Source organism: Nonomuraea sp. NPDC049028 (assembly GCF_043197735.1).
GTDB lineage: Bacteria > Actinomycetota > Actinomycetes > Streptosporangiales > Streptosporangiaceae > Nonomuraea.
Genome location: NZ_JBICTR010000021.1, coordinates 45,752 through 67,321 on the forward strand (window position 1 = coordinate 45,752; position 21,570 = coordinate 67,321).

The 21,570-nt window shown below is 70.4% G+C and carries 22 protein-coding genes and 1 pseudogene; 12 read left to right on the forward strand and 11 right to left on the reverse strand.

The window, feature by feature from the left end; genetic code table 11:
• Positions 1-103 precede the first annotated feature (103 nt).
• Positions 104-463, forward strand: coding sequence for an ArsR/SmtB family transcription factor (locus ACGFJ2_RS54840; RefSeq protein WP_393482641.1), 360 nt, complete (start codon positions 104-106; stop codon positions 461-463).
• Positions 460-1,077 carry an SRPBCC family protein gene (locus ACGFJ2_RS54845; RefSeq protein ID WP_357956991.1) on the forward strand — a complete coding sequence of 206 codons (618 nt, stop codon included), beginning with the start codon at positions 460-462 and terminating at the stop codon, positions 1,075-1,077. Before ACGFJ2_RS54840 ends, ACGFJ2_RS54845 begins: the two co-directional genes overlap by 4 nt.
• A gap of 81 nt (positions 1,078-1,158) precedes the next feature.
• Here ACGFJ2_RS54845 and ACGFJ2_RS54850 read toward each other — a convergent pair whose 3' ends face one another.
• A complete protein-coding gene (locus ACGFJ2_RS54850) occupies positions 1,159-2,106 on the reverse strand; it encodes a zinc-binding alcohol dehydrogenase family protein (protein ID WP_393482644.1) in 948 nt (315 codons plus the stop codon).
• Between the two features lie 90 nt (positions 2,107-2,196).
• Between ACGFJ2_RS54850 and ACGFJ2_RS54855 the strand changes: the two genes are divergently transcribed.
• Positions 2,197-2,661 (forward strand): MarR family winged helix-turn-helix transcriptional regulator, encoded by a 465-nt coding sequence (locus ACGFJ2_RS54855; RefSeq protein ID WP_393482647.1) that lies wholly within the window; start codon positions 2,197-2,199, stop codon positions 2,659-2,661.
• Here the strand turns inward: ACGFJ2_RS54855 and ACGFJ2_RS54860 are convergent.
• Positions 2,658-3,764 carry an SWIM zinc finger family protein gene (locus ACGFJ2_RS54860; protein ID WP_393482650.1) on the reverse strand — a complete coding sequence of 369 codons (1,107 nt, stop codon included), beginning with the start codon at positions 3,762-3,764 and terminating at the stop codon, positions 2,658-2,660. The two genes, ACGFJ2_RS54855 and ACGFJ2_RS54860, sit on opposite strands and share 4 nt — an antisense overlap.
• The gene (locus ACGFJ2_RS54865) at positions 3,761-6,568 is read right to left on the reverse strand and encodes an SNF2-related protein (protein ID WP_393482829.1); all 2,808 of its coding nucleotides are present in this window, start codon (positions 6,566-6,568) and stop codon (positions 3,761-3,763) included. Before ACGFJ2_RS54865 ends, ACGFJ2_RS54860 begins: the two co-directional genes overlap by 4 nt.
• 111 nt (positions 6,569-6,679) lie before the next feature.
• Here ACGFJ2_RS54865 and ACGFJ2_RS54870 point away from each other — a divergent pair, with 111 nt between their 5' ends.
• From ACGFJ2_RS54870 to ACGFJ2_RS54880, 3 genes are read left to right on the forward strand one after another with little or no spacing between them, the layout of a single operon-like run.
• On the forward strand, positions 6,680-7,297 hold the full coding sequence (locus ACGFJ2_RS54870) for a DedA family protein (protein WP_358201829.1): 618 nt from the start codon (positions 6,680-6,682) through the stop codon (positions 7,295-7,297).
• A complete protein-coding gene (locus tag ACGFJ2_RS54875) occupies positions 7,281-8,369 on the forward strand; it encodes a sensor histidine kinase (RefSeq protein WP_393482654.1) in 1,089 nt (362 codons plus the stop codon). The genes ACGFJ2_RS54870 and ACGFJ2_RS54875 overlap by 17 nt, the downstream gene beginning before the upstream one ends.
• Positions 8,360-9,004 (forward strand): response regulator transcription factor, encoded by a 645-nt coding sequence (locus tag ACGFJ2_RS54880; protein WP_357956978.1) that lies wholly within the window; start codon positions 8,360-8,362, stop codon positions 9,002-9,004. Before ACGFJ2_RS54875 ends, ACGFJ2_RS54880 begins: the two co-directional genes overlap by 10 nt.
• A gap of 46 nt (positions 9,005-9,050) precedes the next feature.
• Here ACGFJ2_RS54880 and ACGFJ2_RS54885 read toward each other — a convergent pair whose 3' ends face one another.
• Positions 9,051-9,365: a hypothetical protein gene (locus tag ACGFJ2_RS54885; RefSeq protein ID WP_357956976.1), complete on the reverse strand. Its 315-nt coding sequence runs from the start codon at positions 9,363-9,365 to the stop codon at positions 9,051-9,053.
• Between the two features lie 208 nt (positions 9,366-9,573).
• Between ACGFJ2_RS54885 and ACGFJ2_RS54890 the strand changes: the two are divergent.
• Positions 9,574-10,542, forward strand: a pseudogene (locus ACGFJ2_RS54890) (sigma-70 family RNA polymerase sigma factor); the annotation flags it as partial.
• 278 nt (positions 10,543-10,820) lie between these two features.
• Here ACGFJ2_RS54890 and ACGFJ2_RS54895 read toward each other — a convergent pair.
• Complete coding sequence (locus tag ACGFJ2_RS54895; RefSeq protein WP_358201850.1) at positions 10,821-11,813, reverse strand: magnesium and cobalt transport protein CorA; 993 nt, start codon at positions 11,811-11,813, stop codon at positions 10,821-10,823.
• Between the two features lie 262 nt (positions 11,814-12,075).
• Between ACGFJ2_RS54895 and ACGFJ2_RS54900 the strand changes: the two genes are divergently transcribed.
• Complete coding sequence (locus ACGFJ2_RS54900) at positions 12,076-12,402, forward strand: multidrug efflux SMR transporter (protein WP_357956973.1); 327 nt, start codon at positions 12,076-12,078, stop codon at positions 12,400-12,402.
• Positions 12,399-12,977, forward strand: a complete 579-nt coding sequence (locus ACGFJ2_RS54905) for a TetR family transcriptional regulator (RefSeq protein WP_357956971.1) — start codon at positions 12,399-12,401, stop codon at positions 12,975-12,977. The genes ACGFJ2_RS54900 and ACGFJ2_RS54905 overlap by 4 nt, the downstream gene beginning before the upstream one ends.
• A gap of 32 nt (positions 12,978-13,009) precedes the next feature.
• Here ACGFJ2_RS54905 and ACGFJ2_RS54910 read toward each other — a convergent pair whose 3' ends face one another.
• The 3 genes from ACGFJ2_RS54910 to ACGFJ2_RS54920 all read right to left on the reverse strand — a co-directional run bounded on the left by ACGFJ2_RS54910 (position 13,010) and on the right by ACGFJ2_RS54920 (position 15,824).
• On the reverse strand, positions 13,010-13,357 hold the full coding sequence (locus ACGFJ2_RS54910; protein WP_393482832.1) for a hypothetical protein: 348 nt from the start codon (positions 13,355-13,357) through the stop codon (positions 13,010-13,012).
• Positions 13,358-13,448: 91 nt separating this feature from the next.
• Positions 13,449-14,633 carry a serine hydrolase domain-containing protein gene (locus ACGFJ2_RS54915; protein WP_393482659.1) on the reverse strand — a complete coding sequence of 395 codons (1,185 nt, stop codon included), beginning with the start codon at positions 14,631-14,633 and terminating at the stop codon, positions 13,449-13,451.
• A 3-nt stretch (positions 14,634-14,636) separates the two neighbouring features.
• Entirely contained in the window at positions 14,637-15,824 is a 1,188-nt protein-coding gene (locus ACGFJ2_RS54920) for a cytochrome P450 (protein ID WP_393482662.1), read from the reverse strand.
• Between the two features lie 223 nt (positions 15,825-16,047).
• Here ACGFJ2_RS54920 and ACGFJ2_RS54925 point away from each other — a divergent pair, with 223 nt between their 5' ends.
• The gene (locus tag ACGFJ2_RS54925) at positions 16,048-16,776 is read left to right on the forward strand and encodes a MarR family transcriptional regulator (protein WP_357956965.1); all 729 of its coding nucleotides are present in this window, start codon (positions 16,048-16,050) and stop codon (positions 16,774-16,776) included.
• Positions 16,777-16,786: 10 nt separating this feature from the next.
• On the opposite strand, the gene ACGFJ2_RS54930 is transcribed toward ACGFJ2_RS54925, so the two are convergent.
• A complete protein-coding gene (locus ACGFJ2_RS54930) occupies positions 16,787-17,380 on the reverse strand; it encodes a helix-turn-helix transcriptional regulator (RefSeq protein ID WP_357956963.1) in 594 nt (197 codons plus the stop codon).
• A gap of 30 nt (positions 17,381-17,410) precedes the next feature.
• Complete coding sequence (locus ACGFJ2_RS54935) at positions 17,411-18,382, reverse strand: transcriptional regulator (protein WP_393482667.1); 972 nt, start codon at positions 18,380-18,382, stop codon at positions 17,411-17,413.
• 60 nt (positions 18,383-18,442) lie between these two features.
• On the opposite strand from ACGFJ2_RS54935, the gene ACGFJ2_RS54940 reads away from it, so the two are divergent.
• Positions 18,443-19,609 carry an MFS transporter gene (locus ACGFJ2_RS54940; protein ID WP_393482670.1) on the forward strand — a complete coding sequence of 389 codons (1,167 nt, stop codon included), beginning with the start codon at positions 18,443-18,445 and terminating at the stop codon, positions 19,607-19,609.
• Between the two features lie 5 nt (positions 19,610-19,614).
• Here ACGFJ2_RS54940 and ACGFJ2_RS54945 read toward each other — a convergent pair whose 3' ends face one another.
• Positions 19,615-20,715, reverse strand: a complete 1,101-nt coding sequence (locus tag ACGFJ2_RS54945) for an acyltransferase (protein WP_393482673.1) — start codon at positions 20,713-20,715, stop codon at positions 19,615-19,617.
• A gap of 206 nt (positions 20,716-20,921) precedes the next feature.
• Between ACGFJ2_RS54945 and ACGFJ2_RS54950 the strand changes: the two genes are divergently transcribed.
• Positions 20,922-21,542: a class I SAM-dependent methyltransferase gene (locus ACGFJ2_RS54950; protein WP_393482676.1), complete on the forward strand. Its 621-nt coding sequence runs from the start codon at positions 20,922-20,924 to the stop codon at positions 21,540-21,542.
• Positions 21,543-21,570: the final 28 nt, after the last annotated feature.

Consider the following 21,570-nt stretch of genomic DNA (forward strand, 5'->3'; position numbering starts at 1 on the left):
CCCGCCGGGCGGATGGGTCATCCCCCTCCGGTCCCATCCGCCCGGCGACCAACCTGAATATCAAGATTGACTTATATAAGTCCAGCTTGAAATACTCCGTCATGTGCATGCATTTGACGTCCTCGGAGACCCGGTCCGGCGCCGGATCCTGGAGCTGCTGGCCGATGGCGAGCTGAGCTCCGGCGAGGTCACCGCGATCATCCAGAGCGAGCACGGCATCTCCCAACCGGCCGTCTCACAGCATCTGCGGGTGCTGCGGGACAACGGGTTCGCCAGCGTGCGAGCCGAGGGCACCCGGCGGCTCTACGCCGTCGAGCCCGGGCCGCTGCGGGAGGTCGACCTCTGGCTGGAACGCTTTCGCGGGTTCTGGGAGCAGCGGCTGGACGCGCTGGCCACCGAGCTGGCTCGGGGCAAGCGGGAACGCCGCGCTCCCGGCCCATCATCGAGAAACGAGCACACATGATCGACATCATCAAGCAGATCGAATACGTCCACCGGCAGCTGGAAGACGGCGACGAGCTCAAGACCGTCGTGCTGCGCCGCCACTACGACGCCGACATCGAGGACCTGTGGGACGCCTGCACGTCCGCGGAGCGCATCAGCCGCTGGTTCCTGCCCGTCAAGGGGGACCTTCGGCTCGGCGGCCACTACCAGCTCGAAGGCAACGCCGGTGGAGAGGTGCTGGAGTGCGAGCCGCCGCACCGCTTCAAGGTCTCCTGGATCTTCGGCGACGCCCCCGGGCTCTCCGAGGTCGAGGTACGGCTGTCGGCCGACGGCGCCGAGCGCACGCTGTTCGAGCTCCGGCACACCGCTGCCATGCCGCCCGAGATGTGGGACCGGTTCGGACCGGGCGCCGTGGGCGTCGGCTGGGACCAGGGGCTGCTCGGCCTGGCCCTCCACCTGACGGGCGGATCCATCGGCGATCCGATCGCCTGGCAGGGGAGCGAGGAGGGCCGTACTTACAGCAAGACGTGCAGCCGGTTGTGGGGGGAGGCTCACGAGGCGGCGGGCGCCCCCGCCGACCAGGCGAAGGCCGCCGCGGACAACACCAGCGCCTTCTACGCCCCGCCTGCCTGAGCATCCGTGCCCGCGCGGTGGAGGCCCTGGCCCGCTCCGGTTGTTTGATCGGGGGCACGATGGAAGCCGGTCGGCTTATGGTCAGGCGATGCGGACGATGCTCTTGCCGTGGGTGTCGCCGTTGGCCAGCCGCTGGATGGCGGTGTCGAGGTCGGCCATCTCATACTCGGCGGTGACGTCCACGCGGACCGTCTGGTCGGCCAGCAGCCGCAGTGCCCTGGTGGCGCTGTCGGCCAAGCGTTGCGGGTGGGTCTGGCTGAGGAGGTTGCTGTTGTAGGTCAGGGCTGACTTTCCGCTCATGAGCAGGTCGTTGGTGTTGATCTCGACAGGTTCGAAGGTGGCGATGTTGCCATAGATCGCCAGGCGGCCGTGCGGCGCGAGCCGCTCCAGGTTGGCCAGGCGGGTCGGCCCGCCGATGGGGTCCAGGATCACGTCGAACCGCTCGTCGGCGAGGGCACCGGGGAACTCCTCGCGTGTGAGCAGCAGGTCGTAGCCGAAGCGCGTGGCGTATTCGGCCTGGGCGGTGCCGCCGACCACTCCCACGATGCGGGCGGCTCCGGCGGCCTTGGCGAACTGGGCCGCGAGCGTGCCGACGCCTCCCGCCGCCGCGTGGACGAGCACGCTGTCACCGGGACGTACCCGGCCGACCGTGTTGATCAGGTCGTAGGCGGTCGGGGTGACCCAGCCGAACCCGGCTGCCGTCCGAGGGTCCACACCGCCGGCGTCGAAGGCGAGGAGATCTGGCGCCACCACGACCTCGGCGTATGCCCCGGCGCTGGTCAGGGCGGTCACGCGCTGCCCGACGCGGCCCGCGTCCACGCCTTCGCCGACCGCGACGACGCGGCCGGCGGCCTCGAAGCCGGGCACGAAGGGGCGCGGCACCGGGAAGTGGCCGCTGCGGACGAGCACGTCACCGTACTGGATTCCGGCGTATTCCACCCGGATCGCGACCTGCCCCGCGGCCGGGACGGGCTCGTCGATGTCGGCGAGGGTGAAGCGGTCGTCGGTGTCGAAAACCACGGCCTTCATAGTTACAGCTCCCTGTGTTGACTCAGTATCCTGATACCGAGGACCTTATGAGTATCAGGTACCTGAGTCAACACAGGGAGCTGTTGATTGATGACCGACGTCCCCGCCGAGGAATACCTCTGTACGCGCATCCGCCGCACCGAGCAGGCTCTGATGGGCCACCATGAGGCTGTTCTGCGCGGCTACGGCCTGACCATGACGCAGTACACCGTGTTGCTGACGCTGTCGCGCGAGGACGGTATGTCCGGTGCGCAACTCGCCCGCTCCTGTGGCGTCACCCAGCAGACCATGGCCTCCGTCCTGACCGGCCTCCAGAACAAGGAACTCATCGTCCGCGAGGCCTCGCCCGTACATTCCAAGGTCCTCATCGCCTCGCTCACCGAACAGGGGCGGCACGTGCTGGACGGCGCGTACCGAGAGGTCATCGTGCTGGAGCGTGCCCTCGGCGCGGCTTTCACCCCGGCCGAGCGCGACGCGTTGTGCGCGCTCCTCGAACGCGCCACCACGATCCTGATCCAGCAGACGCCCAGCGCCGAGTCGTCCCGGGCCGGTTAGCTCACCAGCGCCGACGGGTCGCGTTCCGGCGGGCCGGCGGGCCACCACTGGCCGTCGCGGTCGGTGAAGGGGTACCAGCGGCCGTCGCGGCCGTAACGCAGTTGCCGGGCGCCGATGGTCCAGCGGTTGCGCCAGGCCTCGACCTCCGGCGGGCGCTCGCCCTCCCAGCCGGCCCGCAGGAGTGCCCCGGCTCTGGCCAGGTCCTTCCTGGGCGGGGTCCAGGCCGTTTCGAGCGCCTCCAGCCCGTCGGCGCCGCCGTACCGCCAGGCCTGTACGGCCGCCTCCAGGCCGAGGTCGAGGTCGTGGGCGGCGGCCAGGCGTACCCGGTCCTGATATTCGGTCAGTACGGCCGGCCGCCCGGTGAGCAGCAGCTCGCGGGCCCGGTCGGCGGCCGAGGCGGCGAGCACCTCCAGGGCGGCCACGTCGACCCCGGGTGCGGGCTCCAGCCCGAGCGGCGTGTACGCGACGTCGAGCGGCGGCGGACCGGGCAACGGCGGCACGCCCAGGCTGAACGCCACCGCGGCGGACGTACCGGTCTCGGCCGGGGCGGGGACGTCGCGGCCCTGGAGCGCCTCGATCAGCTCCTGCTCGCCCCGGCCGCGCATGAGCAGCAGGACGAACGGATCGGCGTCGAGCAGCCACGACGCCTGGTAGCACAGGGCGGCGGCGTGCTTGCACGGGTGCCCCCAGTCGGGGCAGGTGCACTCCGGTTCGAGGTCGCCGACCGTCGGCAGCAGCGGGACTCCGGCGTCCTCGGCGGCCTCTACCAGGTCGTGCGGCATGTCGCGGTCGAGCAGCGCCGCGATGTGCCCCGCCTTGGCGGCGACCTGGTCGAGGAAGCGCTCCCAGTCGGGGGCGGCGAGCTGTTCGACGTGGACGACGGTGTCGTACTCGCTCTCGGTGACGGCGGCGATGCGGCCCGGGCTGACCGTGATGGGGCCGACCTGGCCACTCTTGGCGTAGGTGCGGCCCTTGCGCAGGAGCGTGTGGTCGAGGGAGGTGTCCTCCATGGCCTGGATCCAGGCCCCACCCCACCAGGAGGTGGCGAAGCGGGCACCGGCCCGTTGCGCGGGGAACGCGGGGAATCCTCGGACGGCGTTCATCGTAGCTCCACGAGTGCGGCGAGTTCCGCGTCGGTCAGTTCGGTGAAGGCGGCGTCGCCTCCGGCCAGTACGGCGTCGGCCAGCGAGCGCTTGGCCGCCAGCATTTCGGCGATGCGGTCCTCGATCGTGCCCTCCGCGATCAGCCGGTGCACCTGGACGGGTTTGTCCTGGCCGATGCGGTAGGCGCGGTCGGTGGCCTGGTCTTCGACGGCCGGGTTCCACCAGCGGTCGTAGTGGATGACGTGGTCGGCGCGGGTGAGGTTCAGGCCGGTGCCGGCCGCCTTGAGCGACAGCAGGAACACCGGCGCCGCCCCCTCCTGGAAGCGCCGCACCATCTCCTCCCGCTTCGGCACCGAGGTGCCGCCGTGCAGGAACTGGGTGGCGACGCCCCGATCCGTGAGGTGCCGGTCGAGCAGCCGCGCCATGGCCACGTACTGGGTGAAGACCAGCACCGCGCCGTCCTCGGCGACGATGGTGTCGACGAGTTCGTCGAGCAGTTCGAGCTTGCCGGACCGGCCGGTCAGCCTGGGCGCGGCCTCGTGCAGGTAATGGGCCGGGTGGTTGCAGATCTGCTTGAGCCCGGTCAGCAGCTTGACGATCAGGCCGCGCCTGGCCATGCCCTGGGCGCTCTCGATCTGCCGCATGCTCTCCCGGACCACCGCCTCGTACAGTCCGGCCTGCTCGGTGGTCAGCGCCACCGGGCGGTCGGTCTCGGTCTTGGGCGGCAGCTCGGGCGCGATGCCGGGATCGGACTTGCGGCGCCGCAGCAGGAACGGCCCCACGAGCCTGGCCAGCCGCTCGGCCGCCACGGTGTCGCCGGACTCGACCGGTTTGGCCCAGCGCGAGCGGAACCTGCCCAGCGAGCCGAGCAGCCCCGGCGTCGTCCAGTCGAGGATGGCCCACAGCTCCGCGAGGTTGTTCTCCACCGGGGTGCCGGTCAGCGCGACGCGGGCGGCCGCCGGGATCTCGCGCAGCGCCTTGGCCGTACCGGAAGAGGGGTTCTTGACGTGCTGTGCCTCGTCGGCCACCAGCAGCCCCCACGGGTGCTCGGCGAGCCGCGCCGCATCCATCCGCATGGTGCCATATGTCGTCAGTACGAAGCCCTCATCGACCAATGTCCGGCTATTTCCATGAAATCGGCGGACAGGGACGCCCGGTGCGAACCTGGAGATCTCCCGCTCCCAGTTCCCCAGCAGCGAGGCGGGGCAGACGACCAGCGTGGGACCGCCGCCCCGGTGCAGGTGCAGGGCGATCAGGGTGATCGTCTTGCCCAGGCCCATGTCGTCGGCCAGGCAGGCGCCGAGCCCGAGCGAGGTCATCCTGGCCAGCCAGCGCAGGCCCTGCAGCTGGTAGTCGCGCAGCCGCGCGTCCAGACCGGCGGGCACGGTGATCTCCTCGGGCTCCGACAGCCGGTCGCGCAGCTCCCGCAGCCAGGCGCTCGGCTCGATCGGCACCTGCTCGCCATCGACCTCCACAGTGCCGGTCAGCGCGGCGCCGAGGGCGTCGAGGCCGGTCAGCGGCTTGAGATCGCGCTGCCGGGCCTTGCGGGCCAGGTCCGGCTCGATGAGCACCCACTGGTCGCGCAGTCGTACGACGGGCCGGTGCGCCTCGGCGAGCCGGTCCATCTCGGCCGCGGTCAACCGCTCGCCGCCCAGGGCGAGCTGCCAGTCGAAGCTGGTCAGGTGATGGCCGCCGAGGAAGGACGGCAGGTCGGACGGGGCACTGTCACGCTCGCCGACGACGGCGCGGGCGCTCAGACCGCGTACGAGCTCCCTCGGCCAGTGGACCTCGACACCGGCCGCGCCCAGGCGTTCCGCGGCCCCGGCCAGCAGGTCCTCCACGTCCTCGCCTGACAGGGTCAGCTCGTCGGGGACTGCGCTGTCGAGCAGGCGTTCCAGCCGGGCCCAGGCGCGGGCGGCCCGCCTGATGGCCAGCGTGGCGTCGATCCGGGCCCGGGGGCCGAACCCCGGGTCCGTGCCCGCCCACAGGTCTGCGGCGTCCACCACCAGGGACGGATCGGCCAGGCTGTGCAGCTGGACCACCGCCCGGAACTCCGCCTGCTCCAGACTGTCGGCCTCCAGACGCAGCGACAGGCGTACACCGGAGTCCAGCCCCGCCGACACCTCGTCGGCCCAGGCACGCAGCCGGGGCACTTTGACCGGTTTGACGGCCGCGAACGCCGAGGTGCCGGTGGCACGGACGGCGCCGGGGGAGCGCGGCATCGCGTCGGCCACCGCGTCCAGGAACGCCCGCACCAGCGACTCCGCGTCCCTCAGCCGCACCTCATCCGCGCCGCGTCCGTCGCGTCGCCGCGACTCCGCGTCCCTCGGCGTCGCTTCCCCCGCGCCATGTCCGCCGCCTTGGACGGTCTGCCCGCCGTTCTCGGTGGTCCGGTCTTCTAGAGGTACGGACCGTGCGGCGGCGGGCATGGCGTCGGCCAGCTCCCGGATCCGCTGGACATCGGCCGCGTCGAACGGCCCCGCCCGCCACGAGTCGAAGTCGCCCGCCGAAACCCCCGGCAGGATCCGCCCCCTGGCGACCAGTTGCAGCGCGACCAGCGCCACCGCGCCCCAGAAGCGCGCCGCCGGATCGGCGCCCGCGTCGCTCCTGGCTCTGGCCAGCCCGGCCACGGCGTCGGCGACCGGGACGCGAGTGGCCCGGGCCTCCAGAACCCGCAGCTCACCGCCATGCTCCTCGACCACGGTCACCGTGGCGTCCCCGTCCGGGTCGAGGAAGGCCATCCGCCCCTGCCTGGGTGGGTCGCCGGGCTCGAAGACGACCGCTTGCCGTACCAGATCCGTCATTGGGCTCACGGCCGTACAGTGTACGGTACGAATCACCCTGTGGTTTACCACAGCCCAGATCTGCCGCCCACCTCATTACCACCACTTTGGATCTTGATTAGCCTCTACAACATGACTGAATGGCTCATCGCGCTGATGGAGACTCTGGGCGCCCCTGGGGCGGGCCTGGCGATCGCGCTGGAAAACCTGTTCCCGCCGCTGCCCAGCGAGGTGATCCTGCCACTGGCGGGCTTCACCGCCAGCAGGGGCCAGATGGACCTGCTCGAGGTGCTGGTGTGGACCACGGCGGGGTCGGTGTCCGGCGCGCTGGCGCTCTACTGGGTGGGCGCGCTGCTCGGCCGCCGCCGCACGCTGGCCATCGCCGCCAAGCTGCCGCTGGTGAAGGTCTCCGACATCGAGAAGACCGAGGCGTGGTTCCTCAAGCACGGCCAAAAAGCGGTCTTTTTCGGGCGCATGATCCCCATCTTCCGCAGCCTGATCTCCATCCCGGCGGGGGTGGAACGGATGCCGCTGCTCACGTTCACCTTGCTGACGACCGTCGGCAGCCTCATCTGGAACACCGTGTTCGTGCTCGCCGGCTACTACCTGGGCGAAAACTGGTCACTGGTGGAGGCATACGTAGGAGTCGGCACCAACGTCGTGATCGGCGTGGTCGTGCTGGCGGTGCTCGTGTTCATCGGCGTGCGAGTGGCGGAGCGCCGCAAGGGGCGGCATGCGTCCCGTCGCTGAGGGCCTGCGGCTGCTGGCGGCGGTGTCGCTGGGCGCCGCCACCGCCCTGGTCGACATGGTGTTCCTGGTGGTGGCGCTGCCCTTCCTGGGCACTCCCAACACGCGGGCGGCGGCCAGGCGGCTGGTCCTGCTGGAGACACGGCGCCTGCGCCTGGACGCGACGGAGTTCGACGTGAGCGGGCGGGCCCCACGCTATCTGGCGCTCCGCGTTCCGGCGGGCTTGCTGGGCGGGCTGGTCGTGGGGCTGCTCCTGCTCGGGGTGGTGATGGTCGGCCGGCTCGCCTGGGCCTGGGCGAGCGGCGACACCTTCGACGGCATCGCACCCACGCTGCCGATCCTGCTCTATTTCACCCTGGCCGGGTTCCTGCTGCTCTTCCTGAACCTGTCGGGCCTGGTGGGCGTTTACTCGCTCGAACGGCGGCTGGCCCAGCGCGTGCTCGGCCCCGACCCCACCGAGAGACTCGAACGCAGGATCGTCGAGCTGGCCGAGAGCCGGGCCGGGATCGTGGCGGCCGTCGACTCCGAGCGCCGCCGGATCGAACGCGACCTGCACGACGGCCTCCAGCAGCGCCTGGTCGCCCTGTCGATGTTGATCGGCCGATCCCGGCGCGGCCGTCCCGAGCTGCTGAACCAGGCTCACGAGGAAGCGCAGCAGGCGCTGGCCGAGCTGCGCGAGGTGGCCTGGCGGGTCTACCCGAGCGGCCTCGACTCCCTCGGCCTCGGCGAGGCGCTGGCGGGGGTGGCCGAGCGATCGAGCGTGCCGGTCAAGGTGTCCTGCGAGCTGGCCGCGCGCCCGCCGATGGGAGTGGAGACGGCCGCCTACTTCGTCGTCTGCGAGGCGGTGACCAACGCCGCCAAGCACGCGGGAGCCACGCTCATCACCGTTGACGTGCACCGGGAGGGCACAATGATCGTCGTGCGGGTCGAAGATGACGGCCGGGGCGGCGCGACCGCCTCGGGAAGCGGGCTGTCGGGCCTGGCGCGCCGGGTGGCGGCGCTCGACGGCAGGTTCGAGCTGGTCAGCCCGACGGGCGGCCCGACGACGATCGTGGCGGAGCTGCCGTGCGAGTGATCCTGGCCGAAGACTCGACGCTGCTGCGCGAGGGCCTGCTCCGGCTGCTCGTGGAGGAGGGCCACGAGGTGCCCGCCGCCGTGGGCGACGGTCCCGCTCTGGTCGAAGCGGTGGCCGCGCACGAACCCGACATCGTGGTGGTCGACGTACGAATGCCGCCGACCCACACCGACGAGGGCCTGCGCGCCGCACTGGAGATCAGGCGCCGCTGGCCCGCCGTCAAGGTCCTGGTCCTTTCGCAGTACGTGGAGAAGAAATACGCGACGGAGCTGATGAGCGGCGACGTGGAAGGCGTCGGCTACCTGCTCAAAGACCGGGTGGCGCAGGTGGCCGACTTCCTCGACGCGCTCGACCGGGTGGGCGCCGGGGGAGCGGCGTTCGATCCCGAGGTCGTACGCCAACTGCTGGCCCGCACCACCCAGCTCGATCCGCTCGCCCGGCTCACCCCTCGGGAGCGAGACGTGCTCGAACGCATGGCCCAGGGCCTGACGAACGCCTCGATCGCCCACGCCATGCACGTGTCACAGAGTGCTGTGGAGAAGCACGTCAATTCACTCTTCGACAAGCTCGGCCTGTCACACCACACCGGCTACAGTCGCCGCGTGCTGGCCGTGCTGCGTTTCCTGGAGTCGTGACCTGCCTCGTTCCCGGCCGGCTGAAATGGCGGTCATCTAACGATCTTTAAGACGACCCCTGGGTGCGGGCGGTCACCACCGCGCCGGCGTACGAGCCGATCAGGGTGGCCTCCTCGCGGGTGACGTTGTCGGCCAGCCGGTAGCCGAGCTCACGCTGGAACTCCTCGAAGGAGGCCAGCTCAGGCAGGCCTTCGCCGTTCACGACATGGACGAAGGTGACTCCGTCGGCCAGCCGGAAGCTGGTGTAGCGCAGCCCGGCCGGCGCCGCGGTGGCCAGTTCGGCGAAGACGTTCTCGATCAGTCGCTGGTTTTCCTCGGCCGATTCCGGCTTGGTCTGGTAGCGGATCACTGCTGAGCTCATCAGGCTCTCCTCGATTGGTTCGCTGTCACTGGTGTGGACAACACGGGCGCCGACAACTAATCGCCGCGATGAGCCGGGGCCTTCGCCGTTGTCAGTACTTGTGACAGCGACTTTCTGGAGGACCTCTCGTGAGCTGCAAGAGTCGGACGACCGTCGAGCAGCGCTGGGTGCGACGTAGCGTAGAACCCGGCGCTCCGAGCGCTCGGCCGGAGCCAGTCGAGGAGCCGGTGTGAACCTGGAGGACGAGTTCGCGCAATACCGAAGTGAGCTGGTCGCGCACTGCTACCGGATGCTCGGCTCGCTGCACGACGCAGAGGACGTACTACAGGAGACATACCTGCGCGCCTGGAAGGGATTCGCGGAGTTCGAGCAGCGCTCGTCGGTCAAGACGTGGCTCTACAGGATCGCCACACGGCTCTGCCTGAACGCCTTGCGGCACAGCAGTCGCCGCCTGGTGCCCTCAGCGCTGGGTGCTCCCGGCACCGATCCGGACGATGTGGACGCGCCGGCGCTGGAGACGAGCTGGCTCGAGCCGTTCCCGGATCACCTGCTGAGCACTGACCCGGCTCTGGTCGTCGGGACTCGGCAGAGCCTGAGGCTGGCGATGGTCGCCGCGTTGCAGCACCTCCCGCCGCGACAGCGCGCAGTCCTGATTCTCCGTGATGTCCTTGCCTGGCAGGCGTCGGAGGTGGCCGCGCTGCTCGACACGACAACTGCGGCGGTCAACAGCTCGCTGCAGCGCGCACGTGCGGAGCTCGCCAAGATCACACCCGCCGAAGACCAGTTCAGCGAGCCAGATGAGCCCGGGCGCCGTGCTCTGCTCGACCAGTACGCCAAAGCCTTCGAGCAGGCGGATCTGGTCGCTCTGGAAGGCCTCCTGACTCAGGACATCAGGTGGGAGATGCCCCCGATCCCCACCTGGTTCAACGGCCGCGAGAACGTACTGCGCCTGCTTGCGGCGAAAGTGGCTCCTGGCGAGGGGCTGCGGATCATGGTGGAGACATCGGCGAACGGCCAGCCCGCGTTCGCCCTGTACGCCCGCGGTCGCGACGGTGGCTTTCATGCGCGCTACTTGCAGGTGCTGACGCTGACCAAGGCGGGAGTCTCCTCAGTGCTCGCATTCCACCGGGCAGACCTGTTCCCCTCCTTCGGCCTGCCGATCGACCGCCCTGCCTAGGATGCGTTTCTCGCCGTGGATGCGGGCCCGCTCGCGCCGTTGGGCGGGCCCGCACCTCGGGGATGACGGGCATCGCTGCGACCTGGTCGCCAACCCCTCACCTCTATGCCGACAGGCGATGCCAGGCCGCGGAGACCTCGCCCGTCGCGCCGGCTGGGCGCCCTGCTCAGGGCACGGGACCGGAGCCGCAGGGGTCGAGCAAGACGATGATGGTCTGCAAGACGATCCAGGCGAGAACCGCGGCGTGAGGAGCCGGCCCAGCGAGAAGCTGGCGGGTTTCACAGCCACCCGCTCTTGCGCAGCAACCGGTGGACGATGAACGTGGCGATGACCATGAGGCTCAGGCTGAGCGGGTAGCCGAGCAGCCAGTGCAGCTCGGGCATGTGGTCGAAGTTCATGCCGTAGATCCCGGCGATCATGGTCGGGACGGCGATGAGGGCCGCCCACGAGGAGATCTTGCGCATGTCGATGTTCTGCTGAATGGCCGCCGCGCTCTGCTCCCGGCTCACCAGGGCCAGATGCGCGCTCAGGGCGCTGGTGAGCAGTTCATTGTGCTCGTCGACCTGGGCGTCCACGCGGAGCAGGTGGTCCAGGACATCACGGAATTGGTCGCGGACGGCGGTGCACAACTCCACCCGGCCTTTGACGATCTCCTCCAGCACCGGCACCAGCGGATCTTGGGCGGTGCGGAACTCCAGCACCTCGCGCTTGAGGGAGTAGATGTCCTCGGTGACATCGGCCTGCTCGCCGCTGAAGACACGTCGCTCCAGGACGATGAGGTCGTGTTCTATCTCGTGGGAGATCTGTGAGTAGGTGTCCACGACCTGGTCGCAGATCGCGTAGAGCACCCCGGAGGGTCCGGCGGCCAGCAGTTCGGGATCGGATTCGATGCGCCGACGCACCCCGGCCAGCGGGTTGGCCTTGCCGTGGCGGACGCTGATGACGAAGTCGCTCCCCAGGAACAGGTTGATCTCGCCGACCTCGATGTCAGAGCTCTCCTCCACGTACAGCAGCGGCTTGAGCACCACGAACAGGGTGTCGTCATAGCGTTCGAGTTTGGGCCGCTGGTGGGCGTGGATGGCGTCTTCCACGGCCAGCGGATGCAGCTTCACCTCGCGGGTGATGAGGTCGAACTCCTCCTGGGTGGGCTCGTGCAGGCCGATCCACAAGAAGCAGTCGCCTCTGGCTCGGGCGTCACCAAAAGCATCGCTGATGTCGCCGCTGATGGTCTCGCGCACGCCGTTGCAGTAGATCGCTTTGTCCACAATCACATCAGGCATTCTGACCTATCCCAACAACCCTCCCAACGTCTTGGCCGAGCCCGGGGCCTGCCCTACGGTTATCGCCGCTCTCAGGCGTATGAGGGCGCCCAGTTCTGCGAGCTGGGCAGAGCCCGCCTCGACGCACAACGCCGATCTCCCTGATGACGATCTCCTTCCGGCAGCCCTTCTCCTGCCTTGCCCTGAGGGAAGGCCGCCGCCGAGCTTCGTGTACGTTTGTACATGTACAAACGTACACGAAAGGTATCTGATCATGGTGATGTACGCGTTCCTGGCGTTGGCGATCGCGGCGGAGGTGGTGGCCACCAGCCTGCTGAAGAGCACGGAAGGGTTCACCCGGCTGTGGCCGACGGTGGCCTGCCTGGCCGGCTATGCGGTGTCGTTCGTGGCCCTGGCGCAGGGGATCGCGCGAGGGCTGCAGATCGGAGTGGCCTACGCGGTGTGGGCCGGGCTGGGCACGGCGCTGATCGTGATGATCGGCGTACTGCTCCTGGGTGAGCCGATCTCGGCGACCAAGGTGCTCGGAGTCGCGCTGGTGATCGCCGGAGTGGTCACGCTGAACCTGGGAGGGGCGCATTGAGCGAAACCGGGAGCGGCACGTCGAGCCGCCGCGATCCATCCGGCCGGCGTCGCGCCATCGTCGAGGCCGCCGCCGGACTCATCGCCGGGGAAGGCGTCAGCGGCCTCACCCATCGCAAGGTCGCCGCGGCCGCCGAGGTCCCCCTGGGCTCTACCACCTACTACTTCACCGACTTGGCCGACCTCGTCCAAGCGGCTCTGGAACACATCGCCGCCCTTTCTCGCCAGGGCCTGGAGGAGATGGCCGGTGACCTGCGGGAGGCCACCGATCTGGCCGCCGCCCTGGCCGAGCTCACCACCGCCTACCTCGCCGCGCCCCAGCGCCACCGCATCCAAGACGAGCTGTATCTGGCCGCCAGCCACCGGCCCGAACTCCGGCCCGCCGCCCGCCTATGGTTCGACGGCCTGACCGACCTGCTCGCCCCCCGCACCGGTCATGCCACCGCCCAGGCCATCGCCGCCTTCATCGACGGCGTCCTCCTCCACGCTCTCATCCACGACCAGCCCCTCGACACCGCCACCCTCACCACCGCCTTGTCCGCCCTCATCGCCACCGGCGACCACGCACCCCGATAGAGGGCAGCCCAAGGGCGGCGGCGCCGCCGAATTCAGGGTGTGCCGAACCAGCCGTATAGTGCTTCGCGCAGCGCGGGAACGGCGTCGCCGGCGGGTTCGTCGAGGGTCGCGGCCCAGGCGATGTGGGCGTCCGGCCGGATCAGCAGGACATCGGCGGGTCTCTGATCGGTCTTGGCGGTGTGGATGTCGACGCGTTGCCGCCAGTCCTGGGCGGTTTCGCGGAGTTCGGGGCGGTCGGCGAGGTCGAGCAGGATCGGCCGGGCAGGGTGCAGGAGGTTGGCGACGCTGGTCATGCCCTGGTCGGTGTGCAGGGTGAGGTTGGGGGCGAAGGCGGCCTCGATGCTGTCCGGCTCGGGCGGCCGCAGCGCGGTGTCGTCGATGGCGAAGCCGAAGCGCCACGAGGTGCTCGTCCACCTGTACCTGGCCCTTGGGCGCCACCTCGCTCAGGACGTCAACGCCTCGCGAAGCCGCTCAGGCCGGATCGGCTGGGCAGAACTCCGACTGAAGCACGTCGGTGAGTGTGCCGATCGGATTGTTCCAGTCGCCGTTCACGTTGCTCGCCACCATGCGCTTGCCGTCGCGGCTGCCCATCGCGTACGAATACGAGCCGCTGATGGCGCCCGCGGCACCCCACACCGTCACGCCGCACGACAGCTTCTGCGAGAAGACGCCGAGCCCATACGTCGTGTTGGGGATCCATCCGCTCCCTGTCGAGACGGTGGTGAACATCTCCCGCTGCTCGGCGGGCGCGAGAAGCCGGCCGCGCAGCAGCGCGCTGACGAACCGGTCGAGATCCCCGACCGTCGACACCATGCCGCCGGCCGCCCAGCCCGTGGACGCGTTCATCTCGGTCACGTCGTAGACCTTGGCGTCGGGGCCGGTGACGAACAGCGTCGAGTAGTGCCGCGCGTGTGGCCCGCGGATCACCGTGTCGTCGCCCGGCAAGTACGTCCCGGTCAGAGCCAGCGGGCGGACGATCCGCCGCGAGATCTCGCCGGCGAGCGTCCGGCCGGTCACCCGTTCAATGATCATCCCGGCGAGGATGTAGTTGGTGTTGGAGTACCCGAAGCCCTGGCCAGGCCCGAAGTAGGGCGGATGGGACATGGCGATCTCCACGAGTTGTTCCGGACGGTACTTCTCGTAGCGGTGCTTGAAGAACTCCGGACCCACGAATTTGGCGAACGCTTCCTCGTCATTGCCGTAGTTGAAGATCCCGCTGGAGTGGTTGAGCAGCTGTCTGATGGTGATCTCGCCGCCGTCGTTGCCGTTGCCTTTCACCACCCCGGGCAGCCACTTCTCGACCGTGTCGTCGAGGCTCAGCCTGTGTTCGGCCGAGAGTTGCAGGATCACCGTCGCCGTGAACGCCTTGCTGGCGCTTCCGATGCGGAACCGCTCCTGCGGCAGGCGCTTTCGACCGGTTCGGGTATCGGCCACCCCCGCCGAGCCGAACCAGGACCGGTGGCCGTCACGGACCTCGGCGAGGATGCCGGGAAGACTGCCTTCGGTCACGGCCCGGTCGAGCGCACGCTGGACCTCGGCATGGCCGGGGGCGATGGCCGCTGAGGACGCCTCGGGGGCCGCCATGATGCTCGCCGCTACTGTCGCCATGCCGGCGATCACGCGGGCCGTGCGGGTGAGCGAGAAGATCTTTTCCATCGGTCAGGCCTCGTCCCAGGTGACCGGTAGCCGGTGCACGCCGTACACATCAGAGTGGTCGCGCAGCGGCACGTCCTCCGGCGGGATGGCCAGGCGCAGCGTCGGGAAGCGGGTGACCAGCGCGGGGAAGGCGACCCGCATCTCGACGCGGGCCAGTTGCTGACCGAGGCACTGGTGGACGCCGTGGCCGAAGGAGGTGTGCCCGGCGGCGTCCCGGCGCAGGTCGAGGAGGTCGGGGTCGGCGAACTTCGCCGGGTCGCGGTTGGCGGCCAGAGCCGAGACGACGATCGTGTCACCCGCCTTGATCAGGTGACCGTCCAGCTCGACGTCTTCCAGCGCCGTCCGCATCCCGCTGTGGACGATGCTCAGGTAGCGCAACAGTTCCTCGACGGCCTGGTCGGTGATGCCCGGGTCGGCGCGCAGGGCGGCGAGCTGGCCGGGGTGGGACAGCAGGGCGAAGGTGCCCAGGGCGAGCATGTTGGCGGTGGTGTCGAGACCGGCGCCCAGCAGCAGCGCCCCGATGTTGGTGAGCTCCTCATCGGTGAGGTCGCCGGTGGTCAGGTCGCTGAGCAGGTCGTCGGTGGGTTCGGCGCGCTTGGCGAGTACGAGCTCGCGCAGGGTCTCCTGCAGCGCGGCGAAGGCGCCGTAGCGCTCTTCCAGCGTGGTGTCGTTGTCGTTCACCGTCGCCGCGTGACGCTGGAAGGACTCGCGACCGGCAGAGGGGACGCCGAGCAGCTCGCAGATCATCAGCGCGGGGATGGGTTGCGCGTACGCCGTCACCAGGTCCACCGGCGGGCCTTGTTGCTCCATGGCGTCCAGGAGCTCGGCGGTGATCTGCTCGACGCGCTCGGTGAGCAGGCGCATCCGGCGGACGGTGAACTTCGCGGTGAGCAGGCCGCGGTAGCGGGTGTGCTCGGGCGGGTCCATCCCGATGAACATCCCAGGCGGCGCGGCCGGGGGCTGGTCCATGGTGCCCGCTTCGGGCATCGGGGAGCGCATGAGCTCGTGCCGTGAGCTGAAGCGGGGGTCGGCCAGCACCGCGCGGACCAGGGAGTGGCCCGTGACCAGCCAGCCGATGTGCCCGTCGGGGAAGGCCAGCCGGCTCAGCGGCTGCCGCCGCGTCAGCGCCTCGGGCGGGTCGAAGGGACAGCCTGCGGGGCGCGCCATGGGAAGCCCTGCCAGGTCGGTCATCTTTACTCCTTCAAGTCGCGATAGTACGCCTTCAGAACTCGCCAAAAGCTACGTTGCATTCATATAAATGTCAATGTGTTCCATCGGGCATTTTGGCGTTCTTACTGGTGAAAGGCGACAAGAGTTGCAATGGATCTGCGCCTGAATGCAACTACTAAGTTGCAATGGAGTGGAGGCGAACGCAATAATGTCCACCGGATCGAGCCGCAGGAGGCGAAGACAGATGCCAGGAGGCAGGCTGACCAACCAGGACCGCCGGCAGATCGCCGCGGGACTGGCCGATGGGCTCACCTACGCCGAGATCGCCAGGAGCCTCGGCCGGCCGACGTCGACCATCACGCGGGAGGTCATGCGCAACGGCGGGTCGGGCGGCTACCGGGCCGATCAGGCGCATCAGGCGACCGAAGGGCGCGCGCGCCGTCGCCGGACCCCCTCGGCGCCGGCCGCGCCCGCCGCCACCGCCGCATACGGACGCGACCCCAAAGCGGTGCACGACTTCACCGAACGCGTCACGGCGCTGCTGGTCCAGCAGGGACTCCCGCGAATGATCGCCAGAGTGCTGAGCTGCCTGTACATCACCGACAGCGGCAGCCTCACCGCCGCCGAGCTGGTCCAGCGGCTACGGGTCAGCCCGGCGTCGGTCTCCATGGCCGTCGCTTACCTCGAGGAGCAGGGGCTGATCAGGCGCGAGCGCGACGCCCGGCGGCGGCGTGAGCGCTACATCATCGACGACGACGTCTGGTACCAGGCGTTCCTGATGAGCGCGCAGAGAAACCTCACGCTGGCCAACACCGCCCTGGAGGGAGCCGAGATCCTGGGCGCCACCACACCCGCCGGCTCCCGGTCAGAGTATGTGGGCCAGTTCCTCAAGCACACGAGTGAGGACATGGTTCAGCTGGCCGAGCACTGGCGCAAGACGCTCGCGGCGAAGCAGCGCGCCGCGAGCACATGACGCAGACCGTTCACTTCCCGGTGGGCTGGGCGCGGACGTGGAGGCGTTCGCCCTGCGGGCCGAAGAGGGACAGCAGCTCGACCGGCTCGGGGCCGGCGTTGCCGAACCAGTGCGGGATACGCGTGTCGAACTCGGCCACCTCGCCGGGCGTCAGGATCACGTCGTGCTCGCCGAGGACCAGGCGCAGCCGCCCGGCCAGGACGTAGAGCCACTCATAGCCCTCGTGTACGCGGGGATCGGGCTCGGTGCCGGGCCAGTTCGGCGGCATGACCTGCTTGAACGCCTGAAGCCCGCCGGGCCGGCGGGTGAGCGGGATGAAGGTGGAGCCGAAGCGCTGGAACGAGCGCAGCTGCACGCGCGGGTCCCCGGTGGGCGGCGCGTCGACGAGCTCGTCCAGTGTCACCTGATGGGCGCGCGCCAAGGGCAGCAGCAGCTCCAGGGTCGGCCGGCGCTGCCCGGACTCCAGCCGCGACAACGTGCTGATCGAGATGCCGGTCGAGTCCGACAGCTCGGTCAGGGTGGCTCCGCGCTGCTGGCGCAGGGTCCGCAGCCGCGGCCCGACGGCATGCAGAACATCGTCCAGGGCCGGCCCGTCATCGTCCATGAAATCCACCTTGCCACAACGGCAAACGACTCAGCCGCCTGACTGCGCGCTCACCAGCGCCTGCCCGGTGTCCGTACGGTCATAGAACACCGACCGTCCGGCCCGCCGGCGCCGGACCAGCCGCGAGTCGAGCAGGACCTTGAGATGACGGCCCACCGAGCCCAGGCCCTGACCGGTCAGCGCGACGAGCTGGGTCGTGCTCTTCGGGGTGTCGAGCAGCATCAGGACATTGGCCCGCGCGGGCCCGAGCAGCCTGCCCAGCGCCTCGGGCACCGGCGCGCCACCGGCTTCGGCCAGCGCCCCGGAACACGGGTACACCACGGCGTGCCGGTGCGCCGTGTCCCACGAGACCCAGGTCTGGCTCGGGGTGACGGGGACGAACATCAGCCGCGCCCCGGACAGCTCGCGCGGCGGGTAGTCGTAGGTGCTGATCTGCAGCCGGCTCTCGCCGAGCCAGCGCATCCCGGGGCGCATGTCGTCGAGGGTCGCCGCCCAGCCGCCCTGGCTCAGCCGCGCGGTGCGGGCGATGACGTCGGCCTCGATGATCCGCCGGCGGCGCGGCCAGTAGGGGAGCACCGTTTGCCTCCACACCCACTCCAGCACGTCGGCGGTGCGTCGCGGCAGGTCGGCGCGGTGGAGCCGGGCGGGCAGGGGACCGCCGAGCGACACGGTCAGGTCCGCGCGGGCGGCCTCGGGCGGTGTGTCGCGGATGCGCGCGAGCTCCTGTTCGAAGACGGGCTCGGCGTCGTCGGAGGGGGTGGGGGTGAGGAAGTCGGCGTTCCAGTTGCGGCCCAGGGCGGCCTGGATGAGCAGCGCGGCGATCGGGTCGCGGGCCTGCCGGGCGCGGTAGGCGGGCAGGTGGGCGTCGAGCCACGCGCGCTCGCCCGGATGCGCGGCCGTGCCCCGCTCCAGGGTCTTCAGGCTCGCGGTGGCCTCGGCCAGGGGTGAGACGACGAACCGGCTGCCCGCCAGCGTGTCCGCGTTGACCTGCCACCAGCCCATGGTTTCGCCCCCCTGCGAAACATTAACGCCTCGCCGGGGGAGCCCCCGACACTTTCCGCCATGCGCACCTATCGCGATCTTTTCCGGACGCCCGAGTTCACGCCGCTGTTCCTGACCGCCGCCGCGCAGGGGGCCGGCCACACGGTGAGCGGGCTGGCCCTGGGAACGCTGATCTACTCGGCGACCGGGTCGCCGCTGCTGTCGGCTCTGGCCATGTTCGGCCCGGCCCTGGTTCAGGTGATCGGGGCGGCCACGTTGCTGTCGGCGGCCGACCGGTTACCGCCGCGGGCCGCGCTGACGGGTCTGGCGCTGGTCTTCGGCCTGGTCACCGCCGCGCAGGCCGTTCCGGGGCTGGCGGTGTGGGCCGTCTTCGCGCTGCTGCTGGGGCAGGGGTTGATCGCCTCGCTGGGCGGGGGAGTGCGCTACGGGCTGCTCAACGAGATCCTCACGCGGGAGGGGTACCTGCTCGGCCGCTCGATGTTCAACATGTCCGACGGCGCCGTGCAGATCTGCGGGTACGCGCTGGGCGGCGTGCTCGTGGCCGTCCTGTCACCGCGCGGCGCGCTCCTGACCGGCGCGGCCCTGTACCTCACCGCGGCGGCCGTGGCCCGCTTCGGCCTCAGCCGCCGGCCGCCGCGGGCCGCCGGACGGCCGTCGATCACCGACACCTGGCGGGACAACGCCCGGCTGTGGTCGGCCAAGCCGCGCCGCTACGTCTACCTCGCCATGTGGGTGCCCAACGGGTTGATCGTCGGCTGCGAGTCTCTTTTCGTGCCGTACGCGCCTGAGCAGGCGGGACTCCTGTTCGCGTGTGCCGCGCTCGGCATGCTGGCCGGCGACGTCGTGGCCGGCCGGTTCGTGCCGCCGCTGTGGAGGGAGCGGCTCCGGGTGCCGCTGTGCCTGCTGCTCGCCCTGCCGTACCTGATTTTCGTCCTGCGCCCGGCGCTGCCCGTCGCGGTGGCGGCCATCGTGCTCGCCTCGGCGGGGTACTCGGCGAGCCTGCTGCTCCAGGAGCGCCTGATGGCACTGACCCCGGAGGAGCTGAGCGGGCACGCCCTGGGGCTGCACTCCTCGGGGATGGTCACCATGCAGGGCGTGGCCGCCGCGCTCGCGGGTGCCGTCGCGCAGCTGACCTCGCCCGCGACGGCGATAACGGTGATGGCGGCGGCCTCGGTCGCGGTCACCCTGACGTTGGCCCCCGGGCTGCGGCAGCCCGTACCCGTGTGACCGCGTCACCTCTGCTCGTAGGTACGGGCCACGGCCCAGCACACCAGCAACGCCGCCCCGAACACCGGCAGCCAGCCCAGCCGGGCGAGCACCCAGCCGAAGCCGTCAGGGGCAGTGTGCAGACCGGGCAGCGCGTCGCTCACGAACAGCCCGGCCACGGTGACCGTGATCAGCGCGGTCTGGTGCCACAGGAAGATCGTCATCGCCGACTGGTTCACCAGCGCCACCGCCGCCCAGGCGGCCGGGCGGCGCAACGCCCGCCGTAGCGGGCCGAGCAGCAGCAGGGCCGCCCCGCACTGGGCCAGACCGAAGCAGACGGCCGCGAGGGAGGGCGGGTCGAGGTTGGAGACCGGGGCGCCGGGCACTCCGACCATGGCGGCCGGATACCCCGCCCACAGGACGAGCCCGGCCGCGGTGGCCGCGCCGCCGAGCAGCAGCGCCCAGCCCATCCCACGGCCGCTTAGGTCGCCGCGGGCCCAGGCCGCGCCGAGGCAGTACGGCACCAGCCACCCGGCCACCACGTTGACCCAGCCGAGCCAGGCCGGCCCGTCCAGGCAGTACAGGATCAGGTCGACGAGCAGGACGGCGGCGAGCGGCCACAGCGGACGCAGCCGGGCCGCCAGCGGGGTCAGCGCTGTCAGCACCGCGAACACCAGCAGGAACCACATCGGCGACAGCACCAGCTTGACCAGCACGCGCACGGTGTCCAGGGCGACCCCGGAGGCCAGCAGCGCGCCCGCGACCACGGCCCACACCACCAGCACGGCCACGACCGGCCGGAACAGCCGGGCCATCCGCCCGCCGAGCCACCGCCCGTACGTCATGCCGCGAGCGCGGGCGCTCGTGTAACCCTTCGCCCCCACCTGCCCACCCACCAGGAAGAACACCGCCAGCGTCTGGAGCACCCAGGAGACGGGGGTGAGCTCGGGCAGGTGCTTGAGCGGGCTGGCGGCGCGCACCGTTCCGTCGCCGACGACCACGGCGGTCACCAGCCAGTGGCCGAGCACCACCCCGAGGATCGCCAGGGCGCGCAGCGCGTCGACACCCCGGTCGCGGCCGGCCGGTGTCGACGCCTCGATCCGCTGGATGAGCTGGGAGGATGACATGGCGGCGAAGCTACGGATCGCCCCTTGTGGTCGGCTTCCCTCTGGGGAGTGCACCCTTGGCGTAGCTCCGAAGTACCAGGTGGGTCAGTCCTCCGGCCGGGAGGCGAGCGCCGCCGCCACCGCCTACCTGCGAGACGACCAGGCGCCGCTGCGACGGCCGGCCGTTCTCCACCCCTGGCATGTGATCCACTCATAGCCTGACCCGCATGAGCGAGGAAACCGATCTGGTCCGGCGCGGCTACGACGCGCTGTCCTACCGCTACCGGGGCGACGAGGACGACGACGGCCAGTACGCGCCGTGGCTCGAAGAGCTCCATTCCCGGCTGCCGCCACGGGCCCGCGTGCTGGATCTCGGCTGCGGCTGCGGGGTTCCCGTCGCCCGCTCGCTGGCCGCGGCCGGGCACGACGTGACGGGCGTCGACCTCAGTGACGTCCAGATCGAGCGGGCCCGGCGTCTCGTGCCCGCCGCCACCTTCGTCCGGGGCGACGCCACGGCCCTCGACCTGCCGGACGCCTCCTTCGACGCGGTCGTGTGCCTGTACGCCCTCATCCACATGCCGTTGGAGCACCAGCCCGCGCTCATCGGGCGCGTCGCCGCCTGGCTGCGGCCCTCGGGCCGGTTCCTGGTCACCACCGGCTGGGAGTCCTGGACCGGTACCGAGGACGGCTGGCTCGGCGGCGCCACGACGATGTGGTGGAGTCACGCGGACGCGGCCACCTACCGGACCTGGCTGCGGGCGGCTGGGCTGGAGGTCACCTCGGAGGCGTTCGTCCCTGAAGGAGACAGCGGGCACGCCTTGTTCTGGGCCCGCAAAGCGGGTGGGTGACGAGATTTCGGGTGGGGTGCGGTAATCC